This window comes from Pseudomonas sp. B33.4 (assembly GCF_034555375.1).
Lineage (GTDB): Bacteria > Pseudomonadota > Gammaproteobacteria > Pseudomonadales > Pseudomonadaceae > Aquipseudomonas.
The window spans coordinates 5806662-5830249 of sequence record NZ_CP140706.1 but is presented as its reverse complement, the minus strand read 5'-3'; the positions used below and the strand labels follow the sequence as shown (position 1 = coordinate 5830249).

27 protein-coding genes are annotated in these 23588 nt (G+C 60.9%); 15 read left to right on the top strand and 12 right to left on the bottom strand.

Annotation, left to right across the window (positions count from 1 at the left end; all coding sequences use genetic code 11):
* Positions 1–216 precede the first annotated feature (216 nt).
* Entirely contained in the window at positions 217–1101 is an 885-nt protein-coding gene (locus tag U6037_RS25795; RefSeq protein WP_150650668.1) for a sugar nucleotide-binding protein, read from the top strand.
* The gene (locus tag U6037_RS25790; RefSeq protein ID WP_322844968.1) at positions 1094–2026 is read left to right on the top strand and encodes an NAD-dependent epimerase/dehydratase family protein; all 933 of its coding nucleotides are present in this window, start codon (positions 1094–1096) and stop codon (positions 2024–2026) included. Before U6037_RS25795 ends, U6037_RS25790 begins: the two co-directional genes overlap by 8 nt.
* 364 nt (positions 2027–2390) lie before the next feature.
* Here U6037_RS25790 and U6037_RS25785 read toward each other — a convergent pair whose 3' ends face one another.
* From U6037_RS25785 to U6037_RS25765, 5 genes are all read right to left on the bottom strand, one after another.
* Positions 2391–3089: an OmpW/AlkL family protein gene (locus U6037_RS25785; RefSeq protein ID WP_007910962.1), complete on the bottom strand. Its 699-nt coding sequence runs from the start codon at positions 3087–3089 to the stop codon at positions 2391–2393.
* Between the two features lie 249 nt (positions 3090–3338).
* Positions 3339–3857, bottom strand: coding sequence for a DUF3299 domain-containing protein (locus U6037_RS25780; protein ID WP_322844967.1), 519 nt, complete (start codon positions 3855–3857; stop codon positions 3339–3341).
* Between the two features lie 11 nt (positions 3858–3868).
* The gene (locus U6037_RS25775; RefSeq protein ID WP_322844966.1) at positions 3869–5134 is read right to left on the bottom strand and encodes an ABC transporter permease; all 1266 of its coding nucleotides are present in this window, start codon (positions 5132–5134) and stop codon (positions 3869–3871) included.
* Position 5135: 1 nt separating this feature from the next.
* Complete coding sequence (locus tag U6037_RS25770; RefSeq protein WP_016984101.1) at positions 5136–5846, bottom strand: ABC transporter ATP-binding protein; 711 nt, start codon at positions 5844–5846, stop codon at positions 5136–5138.
* A gap of 71 nt (positions 5847–5917) precedes the next feature.
* Positions 5918–6517 (bottom strand): DUF2796 domain-containing protein, encoded by a 600-nt coding sequence (locus tag U6037_RS25765; protein WP_322844965.1) that lies wholly within the window; start codon positions 6515–6517, stop codon positions 5918–5920.
* Between the two features lie 135 nt (positions 6518–6652).
* On the opposite strand from U6037_RS25765, the gene U6037_RS25760 reads away from it, so the two are divergent.
* Positions 6653–7012, top strand: coding sequence for a hypothetical protein (locus tag U6037_RS25760; protein ID WP_322844964.1), 360 nt, complete (start codon positions 6653–6655; stop codon positions 7010–7012).
* An 88-nt stretch (positions 7013–7100) separates the two neighbouring features.
* On the opposite strand, the gene trxA is transcribed toward U6037_RS25760, so the two are convergent.
* The 3 genes from trxA to U6037_RS25745 form a co-directional block, all read right to left on the bottom strand.
* On the bottom strand, positions 7101–7973 hold the full coding sequence (gene trxA / locus U6037_RS25755) for a thioredoxin (RefSeq protein ID WP_322844963.1): 873 nt from the start codon (positions 7971–7973) through the stop codon (positions 7101–7103).
* A gap of 156 nt (positions 7974–8129) precedes the next feature.
* Entirely contained in the window at positions 8130–8786 is a 657-nt protein-coding gene (locus U6037_RS25750) for a class I SAM-dependent methyltransferase (RefSeq protein ID WP_322844962.1), read from the bottom strand.
* Entirely contained in the window at positions 8783–9247 is a 465-nt protein-coding gene (locus U6037_RS25745) for a YbaY family lipoprotein (RefSeq protein ID WP_123375935.1), read from the bottom strand. The genes U6037_RS25750 and U6037_RS25745 overlap by 4 nt, the downstream gene beginning before the upstream one ends.
* A gap of 128 nt (positions 9248–9375) precedes the next feature.
* Between U6037_RS25745 and nrdR the strand changes: the two genes are divergently transcribed.
* From nrdR to U6037_RS25685, 12 genes are all read left to right on the top strand, one after another.
* Positions 9376–9840, top strand: a complete 465-nt coding sequence (gene nrdR / locus U6037_RS25740) for a transcriptional regulator NrdR (protein WP_007910946.1) — start codon at positions 9376–9378, stop codon at positions 9838–9840.
* Entirely contained in the window at positions 9837–10970 is a 1134-nt protein-coding gene (ribD, locus tag U6037_RS25735; protein ID WP_322844961.1) for a bifunctional diaminohydroxyphosphoribosylaminopyrimidine deaminase/5-amino-6-(5-phosphoribosylamino)uracil reductase RibD, read from the top strand. Before nrdR ends, ribD begins: the two co-directional genes overlap by 4 nt.
* Before the next feature lie 47 nt (positions 10971–11017).
* Positions 11018–11680: a riboflavin synthase gene (locus tag U6037_RS25730; RefSeq protein ID WP_322844960.1), complete on the top strand. Its 663-nt coding sequence runs from the start codon at positions 11018–11020 to the stop codon at positions 11678–11680.
* A gap of 32 nt (positions 11681–11712) precedes the next feature.
* Entirely contained in the window at positions 11713–12804 is a 1092-nt protein-coding gene (ribBA, locus tag U6037_RS25725) for a bifunctional 3,4-dihydroxy-2-butanone-4-phosphate synthase/GTP cyclohydrolase II (RefSeq protein ID WP_322844959.1), read from the top strand.
* Positions 12805–12895: 91 nt separating this feature from the next.
* The gene (ribE, locus tag U6037_RS25720) at positions 12896–13372 is read left to right on the top strand and encodes a 6,7-dimethyl-8-ribityllumazine synthase (protein ID WP_322844958.1); all 477 of its coding nucleotides are present in this window, start codon (positions 12896–12898) and stop codon (positions 13370–13372) included.
* Positions 13369–13869, top strand: coding sequence for a transcription antitermination factor NusB (nusB, locus tag U6037_RS25715; protein ID WP_034153728.1), 501 nt, complete (start codon positions 13369–13371; stop codon positions 13867–13869). Before ribE ends, nusB begins: the two co-directional genes overlap by 4 nt.
* Positions 13870–13887: 18 nt before the next feature.
* Complete coding sequence (gene thiL, locus U6037_RS25710) at positions 13888–14853, top strand: thiamine-phosphate kinase (RefSeq protein ID WP_322844957.1); 966 nt, start codon at positions 13888–13890, stop codon at positions 14851–14853.
* Positions 14850–15353 (top strand): phosphatidylglycerophosphatase A, encoded by a 504-nt coding sequence (locus tag U6037_RS25705; protein WP_011336134.1) that lies wholly within the window; start codon positions 14850–14852, stop codon positions 15351–15353. The genes thiL and U6037_RS25705 overlap by 4 nt, the downstream gene beginning before the upstream one ends.
* Positions 15354–15390: 37 nt before the next feature.
* Positions 15391–16143, top strand: coding sequence for a transporter substrate-binding domain-containing protein (locus U6037_RS25700; RefSeq protein WP_322844956.1), 753 nt, complete (start codon positions 15391–15393; stop codon positions 16141–16143).
* Between the two features lie 221 nt (positions 16144–16364).
* Complete coding sequence (gene ribA, locus U6037_RS25695; RefSeq protein ID WP_016984117.1) at positions 16365–16982, top strand: GTP cyclohydrolase II; 618 nt, start codon at positions 16365–16367, stop codon at positions 16980–16982.
* Positions 16979–17398 (top strand): MFS transporter, encoded by a 420-nt coding sequence (locus tag U6037_RS25690; protein ID WP_322844955.1) that lies wholly within the window; start codon positions 16979–16981, stop codon positions 17396–17398. The genes ribA and U6037_RS25690 overlap by 4 nt, the downstream gene beginning before the upstream one ends.
* On the top strand, positions 17398–18198 hold the full coding sequence (locus tag U6037_RS25685) for a cobalamin-binding protein (protein ID WP_322844954.1): 801 nt from the start codon (positions 17398–17400) through the stop codon (positions 18196–18198). Before U6037_RS25690 ends, U6037_RS25685 begins: the two co-directional genes overlap by 1 nt.
* A 109-nt stretch (positions 18199–18307) precedes the next feature.
* Here U6037_RS25685 and U6037_RS25680 read toward each other — a convergent pair whose 3' ends face one another.
* The 4 genes from U6037_RS25680 to U6037_RS25665 form a co-directional block, all read right to left on the bottom strand.
* Entirely contained in the window at positions 18308–20191 is a 1884-nt protein-coding gene (locus U6037_RS25680) for a TonB-dependent receptor domain-containing protein (protein ID WP_322844953.1), read from the bottom strand.
* Between the two features lie 139 nt (positions 20192–20330).
* On the bottom strand, positions 20331–22229 hold the full coding sequence (gene dxs / locus U6037_RS25675; protein WP_322844952.1) for a 1-deoxy-D-xylulose-5-phosphate synthase: 1899 nt from the start codon (positions 22227–22229) through the stop codon (positions 20331–20333).
* A 91-nt stretch (positions 22230–22320) separates the two neighbouring features.
* Positions 22321–23208: a (2E,6E)-farnesyl diphosphate synthase gene (ispA, locus tag U6037_RS25670; protein WP_322844951.1), complete on the bottom strand. Its 888-nt coding sequence runs from the start codon at positions 23206–23208 to the stop codon at positions 22321–22323.
* On the bottom strand, positions 23205–23447 hold the full coding sequence (locus U6037_RS25665; protein WP_003228627.1) for an exodeoxyribonuclease VII small subunit: 243 nt from the start codon (positions 23445–23447) through the stop codon (positions 23205–23207). Before U6037_RS25665 ends, ispA begins: the two co-directional genes overlap by 4 nt.
* Positions 23448–23588: the final 141 nt, after the last annotated feature.

The following is a 23588-nucleotide window of genomic DNA, read 5'->3' as shown; positions in this document are numbered from 1 at the left end:
GTTCACAGAATTTGTGGTCAGCACTGAACCCTGTGGGAGTTGGCTTGCCAGCGAAGGGGCCAGTGGCCATGACCCAAATCCCGGGGATGTTCACTTTACGGATGACGGTTGCGCACTAAACCCGCAAAATGCAACGATTCCGGTAATTATCGACGACGGTTCCACGAGATCCGTCGCTAAAGCCATCGTTCCAATCAGACTGGGCCTGCTGACTCTATGCGAATGCGCCTTATGTTACTGGGCGGCGGAAATGCCCTTGGGCAGGCGCTGATTCGCCTCGGTGCGGAGGAAGACATCGGTTTCCTCGCTCCCCGCCCGCCCGAAAACGGCTGGGATGCCGCGAGCCTGACCCAATTGCTCGACGACACCCGTCCCGATGCGTTGATCAACCTCGCCTACTATTTCGACTGGTTCCAGGCCGAAACCGTCAGCGAAAGTCGCATGGCCGGGCAGGAGCGCGCGGTTGAGCGTCTGGCCGAACTATGCCAGCACCACAACATCGTTCTTGTGCAGCCATCCAGCTATCGGGTGTTCGATGGTTCGCGTGCCACGGCGTACAGCGAAAAAGACGAACCGGTGCCCCTCGGCTTGCGCGGTCAGGCGTTGTGGCGCATCGAACAGAGCGTTCGCGCCACTTGCCCGCAGCATGTACTGCTGCGTTTCGGCTGGCTGCTCGATGACAGTCCGGACGGCACCCTCGGACGTTTCCTCGCCCGCGCCGAACAACCGGAAGAATTGCTCCTGGCCGATGACCGTCGTGGCAACCCGACGCCAGTCGATGATGCCGCGCGAGTGATCATTTCGGTACTCAAGCAACTCGATTGCGCCGCGCCGCTGTGGGGCACTTACCACTACGCCGGCCACGAAGCGACCACACCGCTGGCGCTCGGCCAGGCGATTTTGACCGAAGCGCGCAGCCTGCATGCTTTGGCGATCGAAGCGCCGACCGCTCAGGCCCACGCCGCACGGCCGGACGCTGCCGAGGAGCCGCAACACGCGGTGCTGGCCTGCAAGAAAATTCTGCACACTTTCGGGATCAAGCCGCGCGCCTGGCGTGCTGCACTCCCGGGCTTACTGGATAGGTTCTACCGTCATGGCTAAAGGGACTGTATTAATCACCGGCGGAGCCGGTTTCATTGGCTCGCACCTGACCGATGCCTTGCTCGCTGCCGGGCACTCGGTACGCATCCTCGACGACTTGTCGACCGGCAAGCGCAGCAATCTGCCACTGGATAATCCCCAGGTTGAACTGATTGTCGGTGACGTCGCCGACGCCGCTCTGGTTGCCCGGGCGATGCAAGGTTGCAGCGCTGTCGCCCATCTGGCTGCCGTGGCTTCGGTGCAGGCTTCGGTGGACGATCCGGTGAAGACGCATCAGAGCAACTTCATCGGCACGCTGAACGTCTGCGAAGCCATGCGCCTGGCCGGGGTCAAGCGTGTGGTGTATGCCTCCAGTGCGGCGGTGTACGGCAACAACGGTGAGGGCGAATCGATTGATGAAGACACGCCCAAAGCGCCGCTGACGCCTTACGCCTCGGACAAGTTGGCGGGCGAACACTATTTCGATTTCTATCGCCGTCAGCATACGCTGGAGCCGGTGATTTTCCGCTTCTTCAACATCTTCGGCCCGCGCCAGGATCCGTCCTCGCCGTATTCCGGGGTGATCAGCATCTTCAGCGAACGCGCGCAGAAAGGCCTGCCGATTACCGTGTTCGGTGATGGTGAGCAGACTCGCGATTTCCTCTATGTCGAGGACCTGGTCGATCTGCTGGTGCAGGCAATCGAAAAGCCTGAGGTAGAAGTCGGTGCGGTGAACGTCGGCTGGAATCAGGCGATGAGCCTCAAGCAGATGCTCGGGGCGCTTGAAGCAGTGGTTGGTGAGTTGCCGCCGATCAGCTATGGCCCGGCGCGCTCTGGTGATATCCGCCATTCGCGGGCGAACAATGCTCGCTTGCTGGAGCGCTTCAAGCTGCCAGAGCAGACGCCGATGAGTGTGGGGCTGGCGCGGTTGTTGGGGCGCTCCTGAAAAGCCCCTCACCCTAGCCCTCTCCCAGAGGGAGAGGGGACTGACCGAGGTGTTCTTTCGAGTTACATCGACCTGAAATATCGAGTCGAACTCGGATTTGAAAAGCACAAAAATCGGCTCCCTTTCCCCCTCTCCCTGAGGGAGAGGGCTGGGGTGAGGGGGAAATCCAGCTCACGCCAAAAAATTTCAGGCAGACATGAAAAAGGCGCCCTTTGACAGGCGCCTTTTTCACGGCCGGGATATGTCGCTATCCCTGTGGCGAGGGGATGTTATCCCCCGATCAACTGCGTAATGTCGCCGTCAGTTCTAAGTCTGCTCACCACCAAGCCTCATTCACCACCACGTGAACGTTCGGTAACTCGACTTAGAACTTATAGCCCAAACCGACCATGTAGATGAACGGATCCACATCCACGTTGACCCGTGCGCGAGTGCCCGGTGCAACGGCGTTGTTCTCCACGGTGGCGCGGGTATCGATGTCGATGTAGCGCACTTGGGCGTTGAGCATGATGTTGTCGGTCAACATGTAGTCGGCACCGACCTGCCAGGCCAGACCCCAGGAGTTTTTTGCCTTGAAGTTGCTGAAACCGTTGGCGCTGGCTTCGCTGCCGACGTGCTCGTCATAGATCCAGGTGTAGTTGATGCCACCGCCGACGTAAGGCTGGAACGGCGACTTCGAATCCAGCGGGTAGTACACAACGCTGAGCGTCGGCGGCAAGTGTTTCAGGGTGCCGAGCTTGCCGTTGGCCGCTGGCAGGGCAGTGCCCTTGAGTTTGACGTCATGCTCGAATGGCGTGGCCGCGAGCAGTTCGAGGCCGACGTGATCGGTCAGCATGTAGGCAAAGTTCAGGCCCAGTTGAGTGTCGCTGCTCATGGTCGCCTTGCCGCCCAGGTTGGTGCCGCTCAACGGACCCTGATCGACCTTGACGCTGGAGCTGTCGGCCTTCGGGTTGACGGTGATCGCGCCGGCGCGGATGAGGATGTCACCGGCTTCGTGGGCATGGGCGAGCGGGGCTGCGAGCGCGAGGGCAAACAGCGAGGCGCTGAGCAAGGACTTGTTCATGGGGGCTCCGAAAGGACGTTAAAAATGTTCGATGTCCTATGGTACGAAGCCAACTGATACGGTCTTTTGACTCAGCTCAATGAAACAGTGAAGGGGCAGACTTTTGCGGAACCTTTGCGGGCCCCATCGCTGGCAAGCCAGCTCCCACAGGTTTTGTTGGTGATCACAAAATTTGTGAACGACTCAATCACTGTGGGAGCTGGCTTGCCAGCGATGGGGCCCTTACAAACAGTACAAAACTACCGGGGTTTACTCCGGCAGCTCGTACACATAAATCTTGTCGGCATCCATCTGATACCCGGCATCCGCCAGTTCGCTGCTCGACGCCTTGACCTGCAATGGCCCCTCGACCCAGTACGGCTGATACAGCTCATCAAGCTTCACGCCCAACTCGCTTTTGACATGCACAATCTGGTTCGACGGCGGTGGCGGCACGTGGATGCAGGCGCCGAAATACGGCACCAGCAAAAAGTCTGTGGTGCGCCCTTCTTCGTTGACTTCCAGCGGCACGATGTAGCCCGGCAAGCGAATATTCTGCCCATCGAGTGATTGCACCACCGGCGCATTCGGCATGTCCTGCTTCGCCGCTGGCGCCGCCTCGGCAGATAACGCATCACTCATCTTCGACATGTCATGCAGCGGGGTCATGTTCGGCACTTCCGGCGCGGCGTCCGGCGGGATCATCTCCGACCACGTCAGGTCTTTCGGCGCCGCTGCCCACACGGGCAGGGCGACCAGCAACAGCAGCGCAAGTACGGCGCGGGGCATGGTGAACATCCTCATAAACGGATCGACAGGCCATCGGCCAAGGATTGGCGATAGGCGCGCCAGGCCGGCACGCTGCCCATCAGCAGCGCGGCGGCCAGAATGCCACCGAGCAGCGTCCATTCATACTCGCTCGGCCATGCCAGCGGCAGGAACAAACCGTAATTGGCCTGCACGTAGCCCTGCGCGGCGGCGATGCCGATGTACAGCAAAGCAAGTCCGGCAATCACACCGGTCAACGCCAAAGCAAAGGCTTCCAGCACCAACAGGCTCGCGATATGCCACGGCCGCGCGCCGACCGAACGCAGAATCGCCATCTCGCGGCGCCGTTCGTTGAGGCTGGTGAGAATCGCCGTGAGCATGCCGATCAACCCGGTCAGCACGACGAATAACGACACCACGAACAGCGCTTTTTCAGCAGTGCTCATCAGACTCCACAACTCCTGCAAGGCCACGCCCGGCAGAATCGCCAGCATCGGCTCGCCACGAAATTCGTTGATCTCGCGTTGCAGCGCAAACGTGGAAATCTTGCTGTTGAGGCCAAGCATGAATGCGGTGATCGCTTGTGGCGTCAGGTCCATATTGCGCGCCTGATCAGCGCTGATCCGCCCATTGCCTCGGGCCGGCACGCCGTTGTGCCAGTCGATGTGAATCGCCTCCATGCCACCGAGGCTGATGTGCAGCGTGCGGTCCACCGGAGTGCCAGTGCGCTTGAGAATGCCGACCACGGTAAACGGTTTGTCATCGTGTTTGACCAGACTGATCGCCGCCACGCCGTGGGCCAGCACCAGTTGGTCGCCGAGTTTGTAGTGCAGAGCATCGGCCACTTCTGCGCCGAGCACCACTTCAAACGGATCAGTCGCGAACGGGCGGCCGTCAGCCAGCTCCAGATGCTGCTGGCGACCGTACTGGTAATGCTCGAAATAGGCTTCAGTGGTGCCCATCACGCGATAGCCGCGATGAGAGTCGCCCAGCGACATCGGAATCGCCCACTTCACTTTCGGGTTGCTGGCGAAGTGTTCGAAGCTGTCCCAACGGATGTTGTTGGTGGCGTTGCCGATGCGGAATACCGAGTACAGCAGCAGATTCACCGAGCCGGAGCGCGCGCCGACGATCAGGTCGGTGCCACTGATGGTGCTGGCGAAACTGGCTTTGGCTTCGGTGCGCACGCGCTCGACGGCAAGTAGCAGGCACACCGACAGGGCGATGGCGAAGGCCGTGAGCAATGCGGTGAAGCGGCGGTTGGCCAGGCTGGCCATGGCCAGACGAAACAGATACATCTCAGACCTCGGCAGACGTGGCGGCGCGATTGAGTTCGGCCAGGGACAGGTGACGGTCGAACAGCGGTGCCAGACTCTGGTCATGGCTGACGAACAGCAGACTCGAGCCGGCCTCGCGGCATTCGGCGAACAGCAGGCGGATGAAGTTTTCCCGGGCGTCGTAATCCAGCGCCGAGGTCGGTTCGTCGGCGATCACCAGCTCGGGTTGGCCGATCAACGCTCGCGCGGCGGCGACCCGTTGCTGTTGACCGATCGACAACGAATCGGCGCGACGGCTGAGGATGCTTTCATCCTTCAGGCCCAAGTGGGCGAGGAGGGTGGCAGCGGCTTGGTCGACGCTGCCGTGACGCTGTTTCGCCCGTTGCGCACGCAGCTTGGAAAAGTGACACGGCAGTTCAACGTTCTCGCGCACCGAGAGGAATGGCAGCAAATTGAACTGCTGGAAAATGTAGCCGGTGTGATCGACGCGAAAGGTGTCGCGGGCGCCGGCGGAGAGTTCGGTCAGTTCCTGGCCGAGCAGACGGATGCTGCCGCGACCGGGTTTCTGCACGCCACCGAGCAGGCCGAGCAGGGTGGTCTTGCCGCTGCCGCTGGGGCCTTTGAGGAACAGGGTTTCGCCGGCTTCCAGACGAAACGCCGGGATGTCCAGCAGCGGCGGATGACCGGGCCAGTTGAAGCCCAGGTCGGACAGTTCGATGAGTGCTTGGGTCATGGCACCAGTTTCATGGGTTTTCATAGCCCCTACATTGGATCGCGGTGGATCACAGGGGATTTTCGGTGTGATCAGAATTTCAGGGCAGCAGCCTTGGCCGTCACTTCAGTGCCTTGCTGGCCGCTGGCGCTGATCAGTTGTACCTGAATTTTCTGCGTCGCCGGGAAGGTATTGAAAATGTTCGCCAGATCCAGAGTCTTCAGCGCACCCGGCGTGGCACAGCTGAATTGATAATGCGCGTGGATTTCGCTGTGATCGTGGTGATGCTCGTGACCGTCCTTGTCCGCTTCATCATCGTCATGATCATCGGCATCTGGCTTGTCGCCGAACAACGGGCTCTCCAGTTCCTGGCTGACCACTTTGCAACCGGCAGCGGCGGGCAGGCTGAACAAGGCCAGCGGTTTTTCCAGTTGCGCACGGGCGGCAGCGACTTTGGCCTTGTCGGCATCCGTGGTGGCGACGTGTTCGAAGCCCACGAGGTTCATTGCCGGGCTTTCCAGCTCAAGCTCCAGGGTTTGGCCATCGAGCGCCGCGTTCAGTCGACCGACGCCGTGTTCATGCGCGCCGAGGCTGCCGTGTTCATGGTCGTGATCGTGTTCATGCTCATCGGCCGCGTGGGCGATGGCCAGCGGCAACAGGGCAAACGGCAAAGCGAGCAGCAGACGACGCATGGCGGTCTCCGGGAAGTAAAGTGAAGAGTTTGTTATGTAATCTTATAACGAAAGTGCGCAGAGTTTGCCCGTGCGCTTGGCGTTGCACAAGTCCCGTGGGAGCATGCAGGTCAGAAATGTGCGGGAGCGAACTCAATGTTGCGGATACGCGGAACCGTCGGCGACGTGCCGGTGGACTTGACGGTGGAACTGGATGACAACGACTGGGCGAAGCTCGGTTCGGCGCTGAGTGCGCAGGCACCGATTGCGCAATCTGAAGCGCTCGCGTCAGCTCCGGTGGCAAAACCGCTGAATCAGGACGATGCGTTGTGGCAGGTGGCCAAGGACCTGTTGCGCAAGGCGGGGCAGCTCAGTGGGCCGGATCTGCTTGATCAACTGGAAGGGCTGACCGGCAGCGCGGTGGCGGGCAAGCGCTTGCTGGTGCGTTTGCGCCATAGCGCGGACGTGAAAGTGGTAAGCGGCGGGGATACGCCGCTCTACAGCTGGATCGAATGAACCGCAAAAGATCGCAGCCTGCGGCAGCTCCTACATTGGAATGGAGTACACCCCTGTAGGAGCTGCCGAAGGCTGCGATCTTTTGATCTTAATAAAGCGCAGCAAACATCTTGCGGCGGTACACCGACACCAGCGGGTGATCATTGCCCAGCAGCTCAAACACCTGCAGCAAGGTCTTGTGCGGCAGGCCTTCGCTGTAGCTGCGGTTGCGGATGAACAACTTCAGTAGTGCATCCAGCGCCGCCTCGTATTGCTGACGTGCCAGTTGCTGGATCGCCAGCTGATACACCGCTTCATCGTCCAGCGGATCTTTCGCCAAACGCGCTTTCAGGTCAGCGGCATCCGGCAGATCACGCGCCAGACCGAGGAACTTGATCTGTGCCTTGGCCCCGGCCAGCGCGGCTTTAGGTTCGTCGCTCTTGACCGCATCCAGCACGGTCTGCGCTTCGCCCAGTTCGCCGCGTTCGGTCAGGCAACGCGCATAGAGAATCAGCGCTTTCGCGTTGGTGTTGTCTTCATTGAGCATCACCACCAGCGCCGCCTCGGCGTCGGCGTAACGGCCGTCATCGAACAATGCCTGAGCCTGTTCGAACGGATCGGCTGCGGCCGGTGGTGGCATCTGCACGTGCGGCTCAAGCAGGGCGCGCACGGCGGATTCCGGTTGCGCACCGGCAAAACCGTCGACCGGTTGACCGTCCTTGAACAGCACCACGGTCGGCAGGCTGCGAATACCGAAACGGGCGACGATGTCCTGCTCGATGTCGCAGTTGACCTTGGCCAGCAGCAACTCGCCCTGATAGCTCTCGGCAATCCCTTGCAGCATTGGCATCAACGCCTTGCACGGCGCACACCATTCGGCCCAGAAATCCACCAGCACCGGTTTGTTGAAAGAGGCTTCGATCACCGACTGGTCGAAATCGGCCGTCGTGGCGTCGAAGATGTACGGCGTTTGCTCACTCATGGGGGATCTCGTCAAAGCGTTAATGAACGCACTATAAGCGGTGGCGCAAAAGATCGCAGCCTTCGGCAGCTCCTACAGGTTCAGCGTCCGCCCGCAATGTGGACGACAAAACCGATCACTGTAGGAGCTGCCGAAGGCTGCGATCTTTTAACGATCTCAATCACGCCGCGCATGGTAAAGGCTGACATGCCGAAATTCCTCAGGCTCGGCCAGATCCGGCAACGTCATCGCTTCAAGCATTTCAATTCGCTCATACAACGGATGGCGAAAATCCCGCACCCGCGAATCCGCCACCAACGCTTCTCGCCCACGGCTTAAAAACGCATCAAGCAAGGGCAGATTGGCCCGGTCATACAACACATCCGCCACCAGAATCAGATCAAACCGATCGGCCTCGGCAAAGAAATCCGTCGAATAACTCATCTCTACATTATTCAGTGCGGCATTCGCCCTGCACGCGGAAATCGCCAACGGATCGAGATCGCACGCCACCACTTCCAGCGCCCCGGCCTTGGCCGCCGCGATCCCGGCAATCCCGGAACCGGCGCCGAAATCCAGCACGCGTTTGCCGCGTACCCACTCGGGAAACTCTGCCAGATAACGCGCCACCGCCAGACCGCTGGCCCAGCAGAAACCCCAATAGGGTGGCTCGTGCAGAATTCGCTGAATTTCTTCCTGACTGAATTGGCGATCCATGTTGTCGCCATCGATCAGCCATAGCTGTAGATCAGTGTCCGGCAACGCGCAGACCTTGAGTCTGGCGTCGCCGAGCAATTCACCTAACGCCAATTGCAGGTCGAGCGGTGCATTCATGGTGCTTTGACAAATTGCAGTTGGCCCAACGCCTGAGTGGTCGGCTGGCTGATCGTCTGCGACGGCAAATGCAGGATCAACTGGCCGGACTGACTGGCGCGACCGCGCAGCTCAACCCGTGCACCGGCCGGAAAAGCATCCGGGTTGAAACGTAGGCGGAATGGCAGGATCTGGTTGTTGCCGATCAGACTGGAACTGGCGAGCAATTGTTGTGGGCGATCCTTCTCGTCGATCACCAGCAGCGCCAGTTCGACTTCGGCACCGGCCGGCACGCCTTGCAGGGTGCCACTCAGTTCTCGTTGATAGGCTGGCAGCGGGCCAAGGTCGGCGGCCTCTTTGGCTTTTTTCTGCGCTTGCTGCGGCGCCGGGCCCGGTGTTGGCGGCTGGGGCTTGGGTGCATCGCTGCCACAGGCCACCAGCAGGCTGAAAAGACTGAGCAAAACGAGCGGACGTAACGGCATTGGATGCTCCAGCAAAATGAAATCCATGGATCAAACGATCATGCCGTTCTGTATACCGCAAAGCCTATGGCTTGTCTTGCCACCGGGATGCGCTACCATGGCCCTCCCTTTTTTTGTTGCCAGCCACCATGCACTGTCCCTTCTGCGGTGCCAACGACACCAAGGTCATCGACTCGCGTCTGGTCGCCGAGGGCGAACAGGTGCGCCGCCGGCGTGAATGCCTGGCCTGCGGCGAGCGATTCACGACGTTCGAGACGGCCGAACTGGTGTTGCCGCGCCTGATCAAAACCGACGGCAGCCGCCAACCGTTCGACGAAGAAAAACTCCGCGCCGGTATGCAACGCGCGCTGGAGAAACGTCCGGTGAGCGTCGAGCGTCTCGAATCCTCTCTGGTTCACATCAAGCACAAGCTGCGCGCCACTGGCGAACGCGAGGTCAAATCCCTCGTGGTCGGCGAACTGGTGATGGCCGAATTGCAGAAGCTTGATGAAGTCGCCTACATCCGTTTCGCCTCGGTGTACAAGCGCTTCCAGGACCTCAACGAGTTCCGCGAAGAAATCGACCGCCTCGCCCGCGAACCGGTGAAAGAATGACCACCGCCGCCGAGCAGGCCATCCTCGACGCCCACTTCATGGCGCGTGCGCTGGAACTGGCGCGCAAGGGTCACTACACCACCCATCCCAATCCTCGGGTTGGCTGTGTGGTGGTGCGTGACGGGCAGATTGTCGGCGAAGGCTGGCATGAACGCGCTGGCGAACCACACGCTGAAGTCCACGCGTTGCGCGCTGCCGGTGAGTTGGCCCGAGGCGCCACCGCCTATGTGACGCTCGAACCGTGCAGCCACCATGGACGCACGCCGCCGTGCGCCGATGCGCTGGTGAATGCCGGTGTTGGCCGCGTCGTTGCGGCGATGCGTGATCCCAATCCGCAAGTTGCCGGTCGTGGTTTGCAGCGTCTGGCCGATGCCGGTATCGCCACTGAAAGTGGTGTACTCGAAGCCGAGGCGCGCAAGCTCAATCAAGGTTTTCTGAAGCGCATGGAACACGGCTTGCCGTTTGTGCGGGTCAAGTTGGCCATGAGTCTCGACGGGCGCACGGCGATGGAAAGCGGCGAGAGCCAATGGATCACCGGCCCGGCCGCACGTTCGGCTGTTCAGCGTTTGCGTGCTCAAGCCGCTGTGGTGCTGACCGGTGCCGACACCGTGCTGGCCGACGGCGCACGTTTGACCGTGCGCGCCGACGAGTTGGGGCTGGATGGCGAGCAGACCGCGTTGGCCATGAGCCGACCGCCGCTGCGCGTGCTGATCGACGGGCGCCTGCGGGTGCCGCTGGATGCGCCGTTCTTCAAGGCTGGCCCGGCGTTGGTCGCCACCTGCGTCGCGATCGAAGAGCAATACGCTCACGGCCCTGAATGCCTGATCGTGCCGGGTGATGACGGTCAGGTCGATCTGCATCAATTGCTGATCGAGCTGGCCAATCGTGGCGTCAACGAGGTGCTGGTCGAAGCCGGCCCGCGTCTGGCCGGCGCTTTCGCTCAGCTCGGTCTGGTCGACGAATTCGTGATCTTCATCGCTGGCAAGTTCCTCGGCTCCACGGCGCGTCCGCTGCTGGACTGGCCGCTGGCTTATATGAAGGATGCGCCGGAGCTGAAAATCACTGAAATTCGCGCGGTGGGCGATGACTGGCGAGTCACTGCCATCCCTGTCCTTTCGGCGAGCGTATAATTCCCGGCCATCGCGTTAGCGCTGGCTTAGTTCTCAAGGAGAACCCCATGTTTACCGGCATCATCGAATCCATCGGCAGTATCCGCGCACTGACCCCAAAGGGCGGTGATGTGCGGGTCCACGTCGCTACCGGCAAGCTCGACCTGAGCGACGTCAAACTCGGCGACAGCATCGCGGTCAACGGCGTCTGCCTGACGGCGGTTGAGCTGCCGGGCGACGGCTTTGCCGCCGACGTCAGCCGTGAAACGCTGGATTGCACCGCCATGAATGACCTGAAAAGCGGCAGCCCGGTCAATCTGGAAAAAGCCCTGACCCCGACCACCCGTCTCGGCGGGCATCTGGTCAGCGGCCACGTCGACGGTGTCGGCGAAATCGTCTCGCGCAGCGACAATGCCCGCGCCGTCGAATTTCGTATCCGCGCGCCGAAAGAGCTGGCCAAGTACATCGCCCACAAAGGCTCGATCACCGTCGACGGCACCAGCCTGACCGTGAACGCCGTCGATGGCGCTGAATTCATGCTGACGATCATCCCGCACACCCTGAGCGAAACCATCATGGCGTCCTACAAGCCAGGTCGCCGGGTGAATCTGGAAGTCGATTTGCTCGCGCGTTATCTGGAGCGTCTGCTCCTCGGTGACAAAGCTGCAGAGCCAAGTGCTGGCGGTATTACTGAAAGCTTTCTAGCCCAAAACGGCTACCTCAAATCCTGAAGCTCTAAATTTCGAAAGAAGGGGGGTGCCTTGTGGCGCTCAATAGCATCGAAGAACTGGTTGAAGACATCCGCCAAGGCAAGATGGTCATCCTCATGGATGACGAAGACCGCGAGAACGAAGGCGACCTGATCATGGCCGCCGAATGCTGCAAGGCCGAGCACATCAACTTCATGGCCAAGCACGCCCGTGGCCTGATCTGCATGCCGATGAGCCGTGAGCGCTGCGAACTGTTGAAGCTGCCGCTGATGGCGCCGCGCAATGGCTCCGGTTTCGGCACCAAGTTCACTGTTTCGATCGAAGCCGCTGAAGGCGTGACCACCGGCATCTCCGCCGCTGACCGTGCGCGCACCGTGCAAGCGGCTGCCGCCAAGGACGCCAAGGCTGAAGACATCGTCAGCCCGGGCCACATCTTCCCGCTGATGGCCCAGGCCGGCGGCACCCTCGCTCGCGCCGGTCACACCGAAGCCGCTTGCGACCTCGCGCGCATGGCCGGTTTCGAGCCGAGCGGGGTGATCTGCGAAGTGATGAACGACGACGGCACCATGTCCCGTCGTGCTGAACTGGAAGCGTTTGCCGCCGAACACAACATCAAGATCGGCACCATCGCCGACCTGATTCACTACCGGATGATCCATGAACGTACCGTTCAGCGGATTGCCGAGCAGCCACTGGACAGCGAACTGGGCCAATTCAACCTGGTGACCTATCGTGATTCGGTGGAAGGCGATGTGCACATGGCCCTCACGTTGGGCACTGTTTGCGCCGAAGAACCGACTCTGGTTCGCGTGCACAACATGGACCCGCTGCGCGACCTGCTGATGGTCAAGCAGCCGGGCCGCTGGAGCCTGCGCGCCGCGATGGCTGCGGTTGCCGAGGCGGGCAGCGGTGTGGTGCTGTTGCTCGGTCACCCGCTCGATGGCGATGTGTTGCTGGCGCATATCCGTGAAACCGGCGATCAGGCAGCGCCGAAAAAACCGACGACTTACAGCATCGTCGGTGCCGGTTCGCAGATCCTGCGTGACCTTGGTGTACGCAAAATGCGCTTGATGTCTGCGCCAATGAAATTTAATGCGATATCCGGTTTCGATCTGGAAGTTGTAGAATACGTGCCCTCCGAATAATGACCGGTTGTTTCCGGACCCGAATTCGCGGCAAATAAATCACTGAGGGACGCGTAGCAGACGCGTCCCGGCTCTTTAAGAGAACTGACGAATGACCCTGAAGACCATCGAAGGTACCTTCATCGCCCCTAAAGGCCACTACGCTTTGGTAGTGGGCCGTTTCAACAGCTTCGTGGTTGAAAGCCTGGTCAGCGGTGCAGTTGATGCCCTGGTTCGCCACGGCGTGAGCGAAAGCGACATCACCATCATCCGCGCTCCTGGCGCCTTCGAAATCCCTCTGGTTGCGCAGAAAGTCGCCCAGAAAGGTGAATTCGCCGCCATCATCGCCCTCGGCGCGGTCATTCGTGGCGGTACTCCGCATTTCGAATACGTGGCAGGCGAGTGCACCAAGGGTCTGGCCCAAGTGTCCATGGAGTTCGGTGTTCCGGTCGCTTTCGGCGTCCTGACCGTTGATTCCATCGAGCAAGCCATCGAACGTTCCGGCACCAAGGCCGGTAACAAAGGTGCCGAAGCTGCCCTGTCCGCTCTGGAAATGGTCAGCCTGCTGGCGCAGTTGGAGGCCAAGTGATTAGCGACGAAAGCGATCGTTTCAACCCGCGCGAGCCGCGCCCAACCGACGCCGGCAAGCCTTCGAAAAGTGAAAAGCGCCGCGCTGCCCGTCAGTTGGCGACGCAAGCGTTGTACCAGCGCCACATGGCGAGTACTTCGCTGAACGAAATCGAAGCGCAGTTCCGCGTCGATAACGATTTCACCTTCGCCGATGCCAGCTACTTCCACGACATCCTGCACGGTGTTCCGGCCAGTCTGACCGAGATCGACACTGCGTTGGCGCCGTGCCTGGACCTGACCATCGAAGAGCTCGACCCGGTTGAACTGTGCGTACTGCGCCTGTCGACCTGGGAACTGCTCAAGCGCGTCGACGTGCCGTACCGTGTTGTGATCAACGAAGGGATCGAACTGGCGAAAGTCTACGGTTCCACCGACGGTCACAAGTTCGTCAACGGTGTGCTCGACAAGCTGGCCCCGCGCCTGCGTGAAGCTGAAGTGAAGGCGTTCAAGCGCTGAAACGCGCTTGATACTTCAATGGGCGAGTTTGAGCTGATCCGTAACTTCTTCGCCGCCGCGCCTTGTGCGCAGGGCGGCGAAGGCGTTGCTCTGGGGATCGGCGATGACTGCGCCTTGCTCGCTGTTCCCCCTGGGGAGCAGTTGGCGATCTCTACCGATACGCTGGTGGCCGGTGTGCATTTCGCCGACCCCTGCGATCCGTTTCTGCTCGGTCAGCGCTCGCTGGCCGTTGCGGTCAGCGATCTGGCCGCCATGGGCGCCACGCCCGTTGCCTTTACCCTTGCCCTGACTGTACCGACGGTGACTGCCGATTGGCTGCAAGCCTATGCCCGCGGTTTGAACCGCATGGCGCGGAGCTGCGGCGTTGCGCTGGTCGGCGGCGATACCACGCGCGGGCCGTTGAGTCTGACAGTAACGGTGTTGGGTCGAGTGCCGGCGGGTCAGGCGTTGACCCGCAGCGGCGCGCAACCGGGCGACTTGCTCTGTGTCGGCGGTGAGTTGGGCAATGCGGCCGGCGCTTTGCCGCTGGTGTTGGGTCAGCGTGATGCCGAGCCTGATATCGCCCAGCCGCTGCTCGATCATTACTGGTCGCCACAACCGCAACTGGCCCTTGGTCAGGCCCTGCGTGGCAAAGCTACCTCAGCGCTGGATATCTCTGATGGTCTGCTCGCCGATTGCGGCCATATTGCGCTGGCATCGAAGGTGCGGCTTGAGATTGAACGCGAGCGCGTACCGCTGTCGGATGCATTAGTGGCGTTTCTCGGTCAGCGCGGCGCCGAGCGTGCAGCGCTGAGCGGCGGCGATGATTACGTGCTGGCGTTCACCCTACCGTCCGTCGAGTTGCCGGCGCTGCTGGCCAATGGCTGGCCGATCCACGTGATCGGTCGTGTGTCAGAAGGTCAGGGCGTGGTCCTGCTGGATCGCGAAGGGCACGACATCACCCCGCAAATCCGGGGCTATCAACATTTTCAGGAGACACCGTGACAGATCACCCGAAACAGGTTCCGGCCGAATTCGTTCCGCCGTCGGTCTGGCGCAATCCCTGGCATTTTCTCGCGTTCGGCTTTGGTTCCGGCACCTTGCCGAAAGCCCCGGGCACGTGGGGCTCGTTAGTTGCGCTACCCTTTATTCCGTTGTGGCAGATGTTGCCCGACTGGGGTTACTGGCTGATGCTTGGGATCACCATGCTGTTCGGCTTCTGGCTGTGCGGCAAGGTCGCCGACGATCTGCGGGTACACGACCACGAAGGTATCGTCTGGGACGAAATGGTCGGGATGTGGATCACCCTGTGGCTGGTGCCGGAAGGCTGGTACTGGTTGCTCGCGGGTTTTCTGGTGTTCCGCTTCTTCGACATTCTCAAGCCGTGGCCGATTCGCTGGATCGACCGACATGTTCACGGCGGCGTCGGGATCATGCTCGATGACGTGCTGGCGGGGGTATTTGCCTGGCTGGCCATGCAGGGACTGGTGTGGGTTTTCGCCTGATTCCAAGGGATATCAGGGGCAAGTGAGGGGACTAGGGATGGCTCGACGCTGGTTGGCGTTAGTGGTTTTGGCTTTGCTGGGCACCGTGGCCGGTGCGCAGGAAGCTGCGCCGACGCCGGCGGTCATCCATCTGGCCAGCGAAGACTGGGAAGACTACACCGCCGCCGACGGCCATGGCCTGGGTTGGGACGTGTTGCGCAAGGTGTTCGAACCGGTCGGGGTGAAGCTGGATATGCGCACGGTGCCCTACACCCGTTCGGTCGGTTTGGTGCAGTTGAAGGAAGTCGACGCGCTGGTCGGCTCTTATCGTGACGAAGCCGAAAAGGTCTTGTACCCGCACTGGAACTTCGATTCCGACCACATCTATGCGTTGGGTCTGGCGAGCAATCCCTCGCCGACACAGGCGACGCTGGGCAAGTATCGACTGGCCTGGGTACGCGGCTATCGTTACGAAAACTACCTGCCGAACATCAAGCGGTATAACCAGATCGAGCGTCGTACCGGCATTCTGTCGATGCTCAAGCAGGGGCGGGCGGATTACTACATTGATGCGCTGACCGAGATTGAAGCGGTGGTGAAAACGGCGGCCGATCAAACGCAATATCGCTATTCGCATCTGGCCGAGCTGCCGCTGTTTCTTGGCTTTGCCGACACTCCACAGGCACGGGCGCTGATGGCGCTGTATGACCAACGCATGGAACAGTTGGTGAAGAGCGGCGAGTTGAAGCCGATCTTCGAGAAGTGGAAGCAGCCCTATCCCTTCACTACGGGCGCGACGAATCCCCTGTAGGAGCTGCGGCACGCTGCGATCTTTTGATCTTGATTCTAAAACCAGATCAAAAGATCGCAGCCTCGTTTCACTCGACAGCTCCTACAGGGATCCATGTCGACCGGGTAGTTATCAAACTTTTTGATCGTTATGCCCGATAATTCAGCCTAAGCGTCTGTAGGAACCTGCTGTTACAATGCCGGCCTGCGAATTTTCAGACTCTTTAGATCAGGAGCACACCGGTGCCTGTCGTCTTTGTCGCCGCTTCCAAGCTGCCAACACCTTTTGCGCAATTCACCATGCACGGTTTTCTCGATGAAGCCACCGGCCGCGAGCACGTCGTGTTGAGCCTGGGTGAAATTGCCGACGGTGCCCCGGTTCTCGGCCGTTTGCACTCCGAATGCCTGACCGGCGATGCCTTGTTCAGCCAGCGCTGCGACTGCGGCTCGCAACTCGAAGGCGCGCTCAAAGCCATCGCCCGTGAAGGCCGGGGCGTGTTGCTCTACCTGCGTCAGGAAGGTCGCGGCATCGGCTTGTTGAACAAGATCCGTGCCTACGAATTGCAGGACGGCGGCGCCGACACCGTTGAAGCCAACGAGCGTCTGGGCTTTGCCGCTGACCAGCGCGATTACGCGATGTGCCTGCCGATGCTCGAGCATCTGGGCGTGAAATCCCTGCGTCTGATGACCAACAACCCGCGCAAGGTTAAAGCCTTGACCGATATGGGCATTACCGTCGCCGAGCGTGTGCCGCTGCACACCGGGCACAACCCGCACAACAAACTCTACCTGGCAACCAAGGCCAGCAAGCTCGACCACATGATGGGCAACGAGCATCAGGGCGAGGTTGATCGCGCGTGACCCGCGGTCAGGTGCGGCGCCGGTTGTCGGTCGATTGGTGGAAATACCTCGCGCTGGCGCTGGTGCCGTTGTTCGTGCTCAACGCGCTGTTTGGTCAGGGCGAAGGGATTCTGCCGGTACTGGCGATGCCGTTTTTCATCGCCGGCGTCGCGTCGATGTTTGTCAGCCTGAAGTTTTTCGGCCGTTACAAACACGCGCTGATCGCCACGCAAAAAGCCCTCGATACCCCGGATGAACCGGCCGCGTGGATTGCTCTCGCAGCGCGTCGTCGTTCGGCTTTCCTAGCGGCTGCATTACCGGCGTGGATCGGTGCGCTGGCGGTGTTTGTCGGTCTCGAAGCCGTGCCGCTGATGCTGCTGGCACTGTCCACGGCGGTGCTGTTCTACCTCTACCGTATTCCGCGTCAACTCGGTTGATGCGCCGTCTGTGGCTGGCGGTTCTGCTGCTGGCCGTCTCGGTTCCGGTGCTGGCGAGCCTGCGGGTGGTCAGTCTCGCACCCTCCCTTTCTGAAATCGTTGTCGAACTGGATTCGGCTGACCTGTTGGTCGGCGTGCTGGATGCCGGTGAGCGCCCTGCCGAGATTGCCAGCGTGCCGTCGGTTGGGCGTTACGGCCAACTCGACATGGAACAGTTGCTGAGCCTAAAGCCTGACTTGTTATTGCTCTGGCCCGGCAGCGTCGGCCCGGCGCAGCGTGATCAGCTGAAGCGCCTGGGCATCCCGACCTTCGTCGCCGAAGCGCATTCCTTCGAACAGCTCACTACCCAGATAGAAGAAATCGCCGCGCAATTGGGGCGACCCGAGCGTGGGATGGCGCGGGCGACGGCATTGCGCAAACAACTCGCCGAGCTACGCCAGCGCTATCACCGGGACGCGCCGTTGCGGGTGTTTTATCAGGTCTGGGACAAGCCGCTGTATACCGTCGGTGGCGGGCAGATCATCAGTGATGCGCTGGAGGTGTGCGGCGCGCGCAATGTGTTTGGCGACCTGAGTCTGCCGGCGCCGCAGGTGAGCATTGAGTCGGTGCTGCAGCGCGATCCAGAGGTAGTTCTGGCTGGGGATCAGTCGCAGCTCGAAGCGTGGAAAAGCTGGCCGCAAGTAGCAGCGGTGAAGCAGGGGAAATTGCTGTTGGTTACCGATAAAGGCCTTGAGCGCCCAAGCGGCCAAATGATCGATGCCACCGCCAAACTCTGCCAGTTGATCGCGCCTGACCGCTGAAACCGGGTGACTTCTTCGCGAGCAGGCTCGCTCCCACAGGGGATTGCATTCCAAATTGTGGGAGCGAGCCTGCTCGCGAAGGGGCCAGTCAAATCATCGAAGATTCAAATCAAAGCTGGGGCGTCCAGGTGACCCCAAACATCCACGCCCGACCTTCCTCACGATAACCATACTGGCTACCGTCATAGCTGTAGTTCGCGCGGCTGTAGCCTTTGTCGAAAACGTTATCGACCTTCAGCTCCAGCTTGATCTCGCGGTTCAGTGCCCAACTGCTGCGCAAGCCGAACAGCGCATAGCCACCCAGCGCCTGCGTATTGTCCTTATCGTCATAACTGCTGCTGACCGCCTGCCAACTGGCACCGAGGCCGACTTGGTCAAACTGTCGATCCAGATCCCAGCTCAACGTCCGCCGTGCGCGACGCGCCAATGTGTGGCCGCTATCGCGGTCGCGCGGATCGATGATCGCTACGCCAAGGTTGCTTTGCCAGCCGAGCAGTTCCTGTTTCAGCGCTGCTTCAAAGCCGTTGATTCGCGCAGAGGCGACGTTCTCCGGGCGTGAGTTGCTGCCGACGATGATCGCGTCTTCCAGATCCGTACGGTAGATCGACGCCTCCAGACGGCTGTTATCAGTCAACTGACTGCGCCATTGCAGCTCGTAGCTTTTCGAGGTTTCCGGCTTCAGATCCGGGTTGCTGAAATCCGGGTAGTACAGGTCGTTGAAGGTCGGCGCACGGAAGCCTTCGCTGTAGCTCAGCAACAGATCATTGTCCGGATTCAGCGGCAGGGTGAAGGTGCCACTCCAGGTGTTCTGGCTGCCGAACTGCTGGTTGTCGTCATGACGCAGACCGAGTTCGGTGGAGAAACTGTCGGCCTGATAGCGATGCTGGATAAACGCCGCACGGTTCCAGCGGCTGTCCTCGTCGAACGCTGTGCTGCTGTTGACCCGGTCTTCGTACCAGTCACCACCGAGAATCAGGCTGTTGCGTGCGTCCAGCGTCAGGTCGTTCTGCCAGTTCACCGAGTCGCGATAAGTATTGAACACCGTGCGTTCGTCGCTGAGCTTGTCGAGGGTCTTCTCGCGGTTCTCGGTATGGCCGAATTCAAGGCGGGTTTTCCAGATCTCGTTGATCCGCGCATCGACGTAACTGCTGACACTGCTGACGTTGAAATCGCTGTAGGGCTGCTGTTGCACAGACTCGAACGTATTCATGTCGAAGCGGCCGAACGGATTGTCGAACTCCCCCTTGCCACGGTTATCCAGCAGATTGGCGCCGATTTCGATGTCATCGGTCAGCGCATGGCTGAGGCTCAGGCTGACGGATTTATTGCGATAGGCGTCGTGATCGCCATCGCTCGGGTACGACTCGTGAGTACGGTCAATCCCGGCGGTTTCATCAAGGCTGGCGCCGAGGTTGAAACGGGTTTGCTCATCGCCGCCGGACAAACCAACGCTGCGTTCCCAGGTCTGGTTGCTGCCGAAACCGACGTGCATCCGTGGCTGCAAGCCTTGCTCGGTGCCGCGCCGGGTGAAAATCTGAATCACCCCGCCAATCGCATCGCTGCCGTAAATGACCGAGCGCGAACCGCGCAGCACTTCCACGCGTTCGATTTGCTCGATGTTCAGATGCTGCAGATTGCTGTCGCCGGACGTCGAACTGCCGATGCGCTGGCCGTCGACCAGCACCAGACTTTGCGCCGACTGCGTGCCGCGAATGTAAATGCCCGGCAGACTGCCGCGCCCGCCGGCCTGCGCCACTTGCACACCGGGCACGCGCCGCAGCAGATCCGGCACGTCGCTCGGTTGCAGGCGGTCGATGTCTTCGCGGGTAAACACCGTGTTGGCGGCGCTGCTGTCGTTGCGTGCTTCGACCTGGCGGTTGGCGGAGATCAGCATGTCCGGCAGCTTCAGGGCTTGGTCGCGTTCGAAGGTATCGGCGAGCGCGTTGGTGGCTGGCAGCAGGAGGAAGGGCAGGGCGAGGCGCGTGAGGTTCATGGACAGTCCATTGGTGTTTCAGGTGTACACAAATCAAATGTGGGAGCGAGCCTGCTCGCGAATGCGGTGTATCAGTCAGCACTACTTTGACTGACAGTCCGCTTTCGCGAGCAGGCTCGCTCCCACAAGGGTAATGCGTTTATTTGTCGAGTAAGGTCAGACGCTCGCGAATCGACGCTTCGATCCCGGCCTCATCCAGCCCGCACTCAGCCAGCATCTGCGCAGGTTTCGCGTGCTCTACGTAAACATCCGGCAAGCCCAGATGCAGCATCGACTTGAGGATGTTCTCACGCGCGAGGAACTCGCTGACCGCGCCACCGGCGCCGCCCATGATCGCGTTCTCTTCGATGGTCACCAGCAATTCGTGGCTGCCGGCAATCTCGCGCACCAGCGCTTCATCGAGCGGTTTGACGAAGCGCATGTCGACCACCGTGGCATCCAGCTTCTCGGCAACTTTCAGCGCTTCGGTCAGTTGCACACCAAAGACCAGCAGGGCGATTTTGCTGCCCTGACGACGGACGATGCCCTTGCCGATTTCGATCGGTTCGAGGTCTTTCTCAATGGTCGCATTCGGTCCATTGCCACGCGGGTAACGCACCGCCGCCGGGCCGTTGTAGAGGTGACCGGTGGTGAGCATTTTGCGCAGTTCGTTTTCATCGCTCGGGGTCATGATGACCATGCCCGGGATGCAACGCAGATACGACAGATCGAAGCTGCCAGCGTGGGTCGGGCCGTCTTCGCCAACTAAACCTGCACGGTCGATGGCGAACAAAACGTCGAGGTTCTGCACCGCGACGTCATGCACTAACTGGTCGTAACCACGCTGGAGGAACGTCGAGTAGATCGCTACCACCGGTTTTGCGCCTTCACAGGCCATGCCGGCGGCGAACGTCACCGCGTGTTGCTCGGCAATCGCCACGTCGAAGTAGCGCAGCGGGAAACGTTCGCTGAACGCCACCAGGTCCGAGCCTTCCTTCATCGCCGGGGTAATCCCGACCAGACGTGGATCAGCCGCAGCCATGTCGCACAACCATTCGCCGAACACCGCCGAGTATTTCGGCCCGCTGGCCTGCTTTGGCGCGGCGGCCGGAGCGTCCAGTGGTTCCAGTTTGGTGATCGCGTGGTAACCGATCGGGTCGACTTCCGCCGGGGCGAAGCCTTTGCCTTTCTTGGTGACGATGTGCAGGAACTGCGGGCCTTTCAGATCACGCATGTTGCGCAGCGTGGCGATCAGCGTTGGCAGGTCGTGGCCGTCGATCGGGCCGATGTAGTTCCAGCCCAGCTCTTCGAACAGGGTGCCGGGGACCAGCATGCCTTTGGCGTATTCTTCGGTACGACGGGCAATTTCCCAGGCGCCGGGCAGGCGCGACAGGACTTTCTTGCTGCCCTCACGCATGCTCGCGTAAGTGCGACTTGAAAGGATTTTCGCCAGATAATTCGACAGGCCGCCGACATTGCGCGAGATCGACATGTCGTTGTCGTTAAGGATCACCAGCATGTTGGCGTTCACTTCCGGCGCGTGGTTCAGCGCCTCGAAAGCCATGCCGGCGGTCAACGCGCCATCGCCGATCACGGCAATTGCCTTGCGATCGCTGTTCTGCAGGCGGGCGGCAATGGCCATGCCCAGCGCTGCGCTGATCGAGGTGCTGGAGTGGCCGACGCCAAAAGTGTCGTACTCGCTCTCGGAGCGACGCGGGAAAGCGGCGATGCCGTCCTTCTGGCGCAGGGTGCCCATGCGCTCGCGGCGACCGGTGAGGATCTTGTGCGGATACGCCTGATGCCCGACGTCCCACAGCAGACGGTCGTCCGGTGTGTCGAAGACGTAATGCAACGCGATGGTCAGCTCGATCACGCCCAGGCCGGCACCGAAATGCCCACCGGTCTGGCCGACCGTGTAGAGCAGTTCCAGGCGCAACTCATCGGCCAGGGTTTCCAGCTCGGCTTCGCCTAACCGGCGCAGGCCGTCCGGCGTGTTCGCGCGGTCGAGCAGGGGCGTGGTCGGGCGCTTGCGGGGAATCTCATGAAACGTCGTGGGCATCAGGCGAATCGTTATAGGTATAGAAGATGCGGCAGTTTACCTGATGCATCGCCCCCTGCCCACGCGTTGGTCTTTTTTGGCTGATACGCCGTCAGTTGCGCCGCTCGACGATATACCGGGCCAGCTCGCGCAAAGGCTCGGCTGCCGCGTCAAACGGTCGCAGGGCGTGCAGGGCCTGATCGCGCAGTTCCAAAGCATAGGCCTTGGCGGCGTCGAGACCGAGCAGGGCCGGGTAGGTCGGCTTGTCGCGGGCGATATCGGCGCCCTGGCGTTTGCCGAGGGTTTCGGTATCGCTTTCGACGTCGAGGATGTCGTCCTGCACCTGAAAGGCCAGGCCGATAGCCTGTGCATAAGTCTGCAGGGCACGCAGTTCGTCTTTCTCGGCGCGGCCACTGGCCAGAGCACCGAGTTTGACGCTGACCTCGATCAGCGCGCCGGTCTTGTGCCGGTGCATCTGTTCGAGGGCTTTCTGATCGAGTTTCAGGCCAACCGAGCCGAGGTCGATGGCTTGACCGCCGACCATGCCTGCCGGGCCCGCAGCCTGTGCCAGCGCAGTGACCATTTGCAGGCGGATGTCGCTGCTGCAATCGCTCAGGCGCGGGTCGAGCAGGGCGCTGAAGGCCAGACTCTGCAAACCGTCACCAGCAAGAATCGCGCAGGCTTCATCGAATTTCTTGTGCGTGGTCGGCTGGCCGCGACGCAGATCGTCGTCGTCCATCGCCGGCAAATCATCGTGAACCAGCGAGTAGGCGTGGATCAGCTCAACCGCGCACGCCGCACCGTTGGCTTGCTCAGCCTTGCCACCGAGCGCTTCGCACGCGGCGTAGGCGAGCAGCGGACGCACGCGTTTGCCGCCGTTCATCACGCTGTAGCGCATGGCTTCGTAAAGCCGCGCCAGTTCCGGCAACGGCGCGTTGAACAGGGTTTCCAGCGCTGCGTTAACCCGGGTCTGACTGGTCGCCGTATACGCTGCAATCATTCTGGCTGTTCCGCGTCGAAGGGTTCCTCGGCGAGTTCGCCATCGCGCTCCAGCAGCACTTGCACCTTCTGCTCGGCTTGCGCCAGCGCTGCCTGGCAGTCACGGGTCAGACCGATGCCCTGCTCGAAAGCGGTCAGCGAGTCTTCCAGCGACAATTCACCGTTCTCCAGACGCTCGACCAGTGTTTGCAGGTCGGCGAGGGACTGTTCGAAATCCAGTGCAGCTTTTTTGCGGGCCATGGCGGCGATTTCCGGTTGACGTTAAACCGGCGCGACACTAGCAGATAGGGGGTTTATGGGCAAATGAGCGGGGTGCGACCGGCCCTTTTTCCTGAGGCGATTCGGGAAGGCTGAAACCTATTCGGCTCATTTTGTGAGCCG

Coding starts and splice junctions, on each gene's coding strand:
- U6037_RS25680 (WP_322844953.1), bottom strand. CDS start 20,191: ATGAACCTCACGCGCCTCGCCCTGCCCTTCCTCCTGCTGCCAGCCACC.
- thiL (WP_322844957.1), top strand. CDS start 13,888: ATGGGCGAGTTTGAGCTGATCCGTAACTTCTTCGCCGCCGCGCCTTGT.
- U6037_RS25700 (WP_322844956.1), top strand. CDS start 15,391: ATGGCTCGACGCTGGTTGGCGTTAGTGGTTTTGGCTTTGCTGGGCACC.
- U6037_RS25775 (WP_322844966.1), bottom strand. CDS start 5,134: ATGTATCTGTTTCGTCTGGCCATGGCCAGCCTGGCCAACCGCCGCTTC.
- U6037_RS25790 (WP_322844968.1), top strand. CDS start 1,094: ATGGCTAAAGGGACTGTATTAATCACCGGCGGAGCCGGTTTCATTGGC.
- U6037_RS25785 (WP_007910962.1), bottom strand. CDS start 3,089: ATGAACAAGTCCTTGCTCAGCGCCTCGCTGTTTGCCCTCGCGCTCGCA.
- U6037_RS25770 (WP_016984101.1), bottom strand. CDS start 5,846: ATGACCCAAGCACTCATCGAACTGTCCGACCTGGGCTTCAACTGGCCC.
- ribE (WP_322844958.1), top strand. CDS start 12,896: ATGACCCTGAAGACCATCGAAGGTACCTTCATCGCCCCTAAAGGCCAC.
- ribD (WP_322844961.1), top strand. CDS start 9,837: ATGACCACCGCCGCCGAGCAGGCCATCCTCGACGCCCACTTCATGGCG.
- U6037_RS25665 (WP_003228627.1), bottom strand. CDS start 23,447: ATGGCCCGCAAAAAAGCTGCACTGGATTTCGAACAGTCCCTCGCCGAC.
- U6037_RS25750 (WP_322844962.1), bottom strand. CDS start 8,786: ATGAATGCACCGCTCGACCTGCAATTGGCGTTAGGTGAATTGCTCGGC.
- U6037_RS25760 (WP_322844964.1), top strand. CDS start 6,653: ATGTTGCGGATACGCGGAACCGTCGGCGACGTGCCGGTGGACTTGACG.
- U6037_RS25765 (WP_322844965.1), bottom strand. CDS start 6,517: ATGCGTCGTCTGCTGCTCGCTTTGCCGTTTGCCCTGTTGCCGCTGGCC.
- U6037_RS25745 (WP_123375935.1), bottom strand. CDS start 9,247: ATGCCGTTACGTCCGCTCGTTTTGCTCAGTCTTTTCAGCCTGCTGGTG.
- U6037_RS25795 (WP_150650668.1), top strand. CDS start 217: ATGCGAATGCGCCTTATGTTACTGGGCGGCGGAAATGCCCTTGGGCAG.
- nrdR (WP_007910946.1), top strand. CDS start 9,376: ATGCACTGTCCCTTCTGCGGTGCCAACGACACCAAGGTCATCGACTCG.
- ispA (WP_322844951.1), bottom strand. CDS start 23,208: ATGATTGCAGCGTATACGGCGACCAGTCAGACCCGGGTTAACGCAGCG.
- dxs (WP_322844952.1), bottom strand. CDS start 22,229: ATGCCCACGACGTTTCATGAGATTCCCCGCAAGCGCCCGACCACGCCC.
- trxA (WP_322844963.1), bottom strand. CDS start 7,973: ATGAGTGAGCAAACGCCGTACATCTTCGACGCCACGACGGCCGATTTC.
- U6037_RS25780 (WP_322844967.1), bottom strand. CDS start 3,857: ATGCCCCGCGCCGTACTTGCGCTGCTGTTGCTGGTCGCCCTGCCCGTG.
- U6037_RS25685 (WP_322844954.1), top strand. CDS start 17,398: ATGCGCCGTCTGTGGCTGGCGGTTCTGCTGCTGGCCGTCTCGGTTCCG.
- U6037_RS25730 (WP_322844960.1), top strand. CDS start 11,018: ATGTTTACCGGCATCATCGAATCCATCGGCAGTATCCGCGCACTGACC.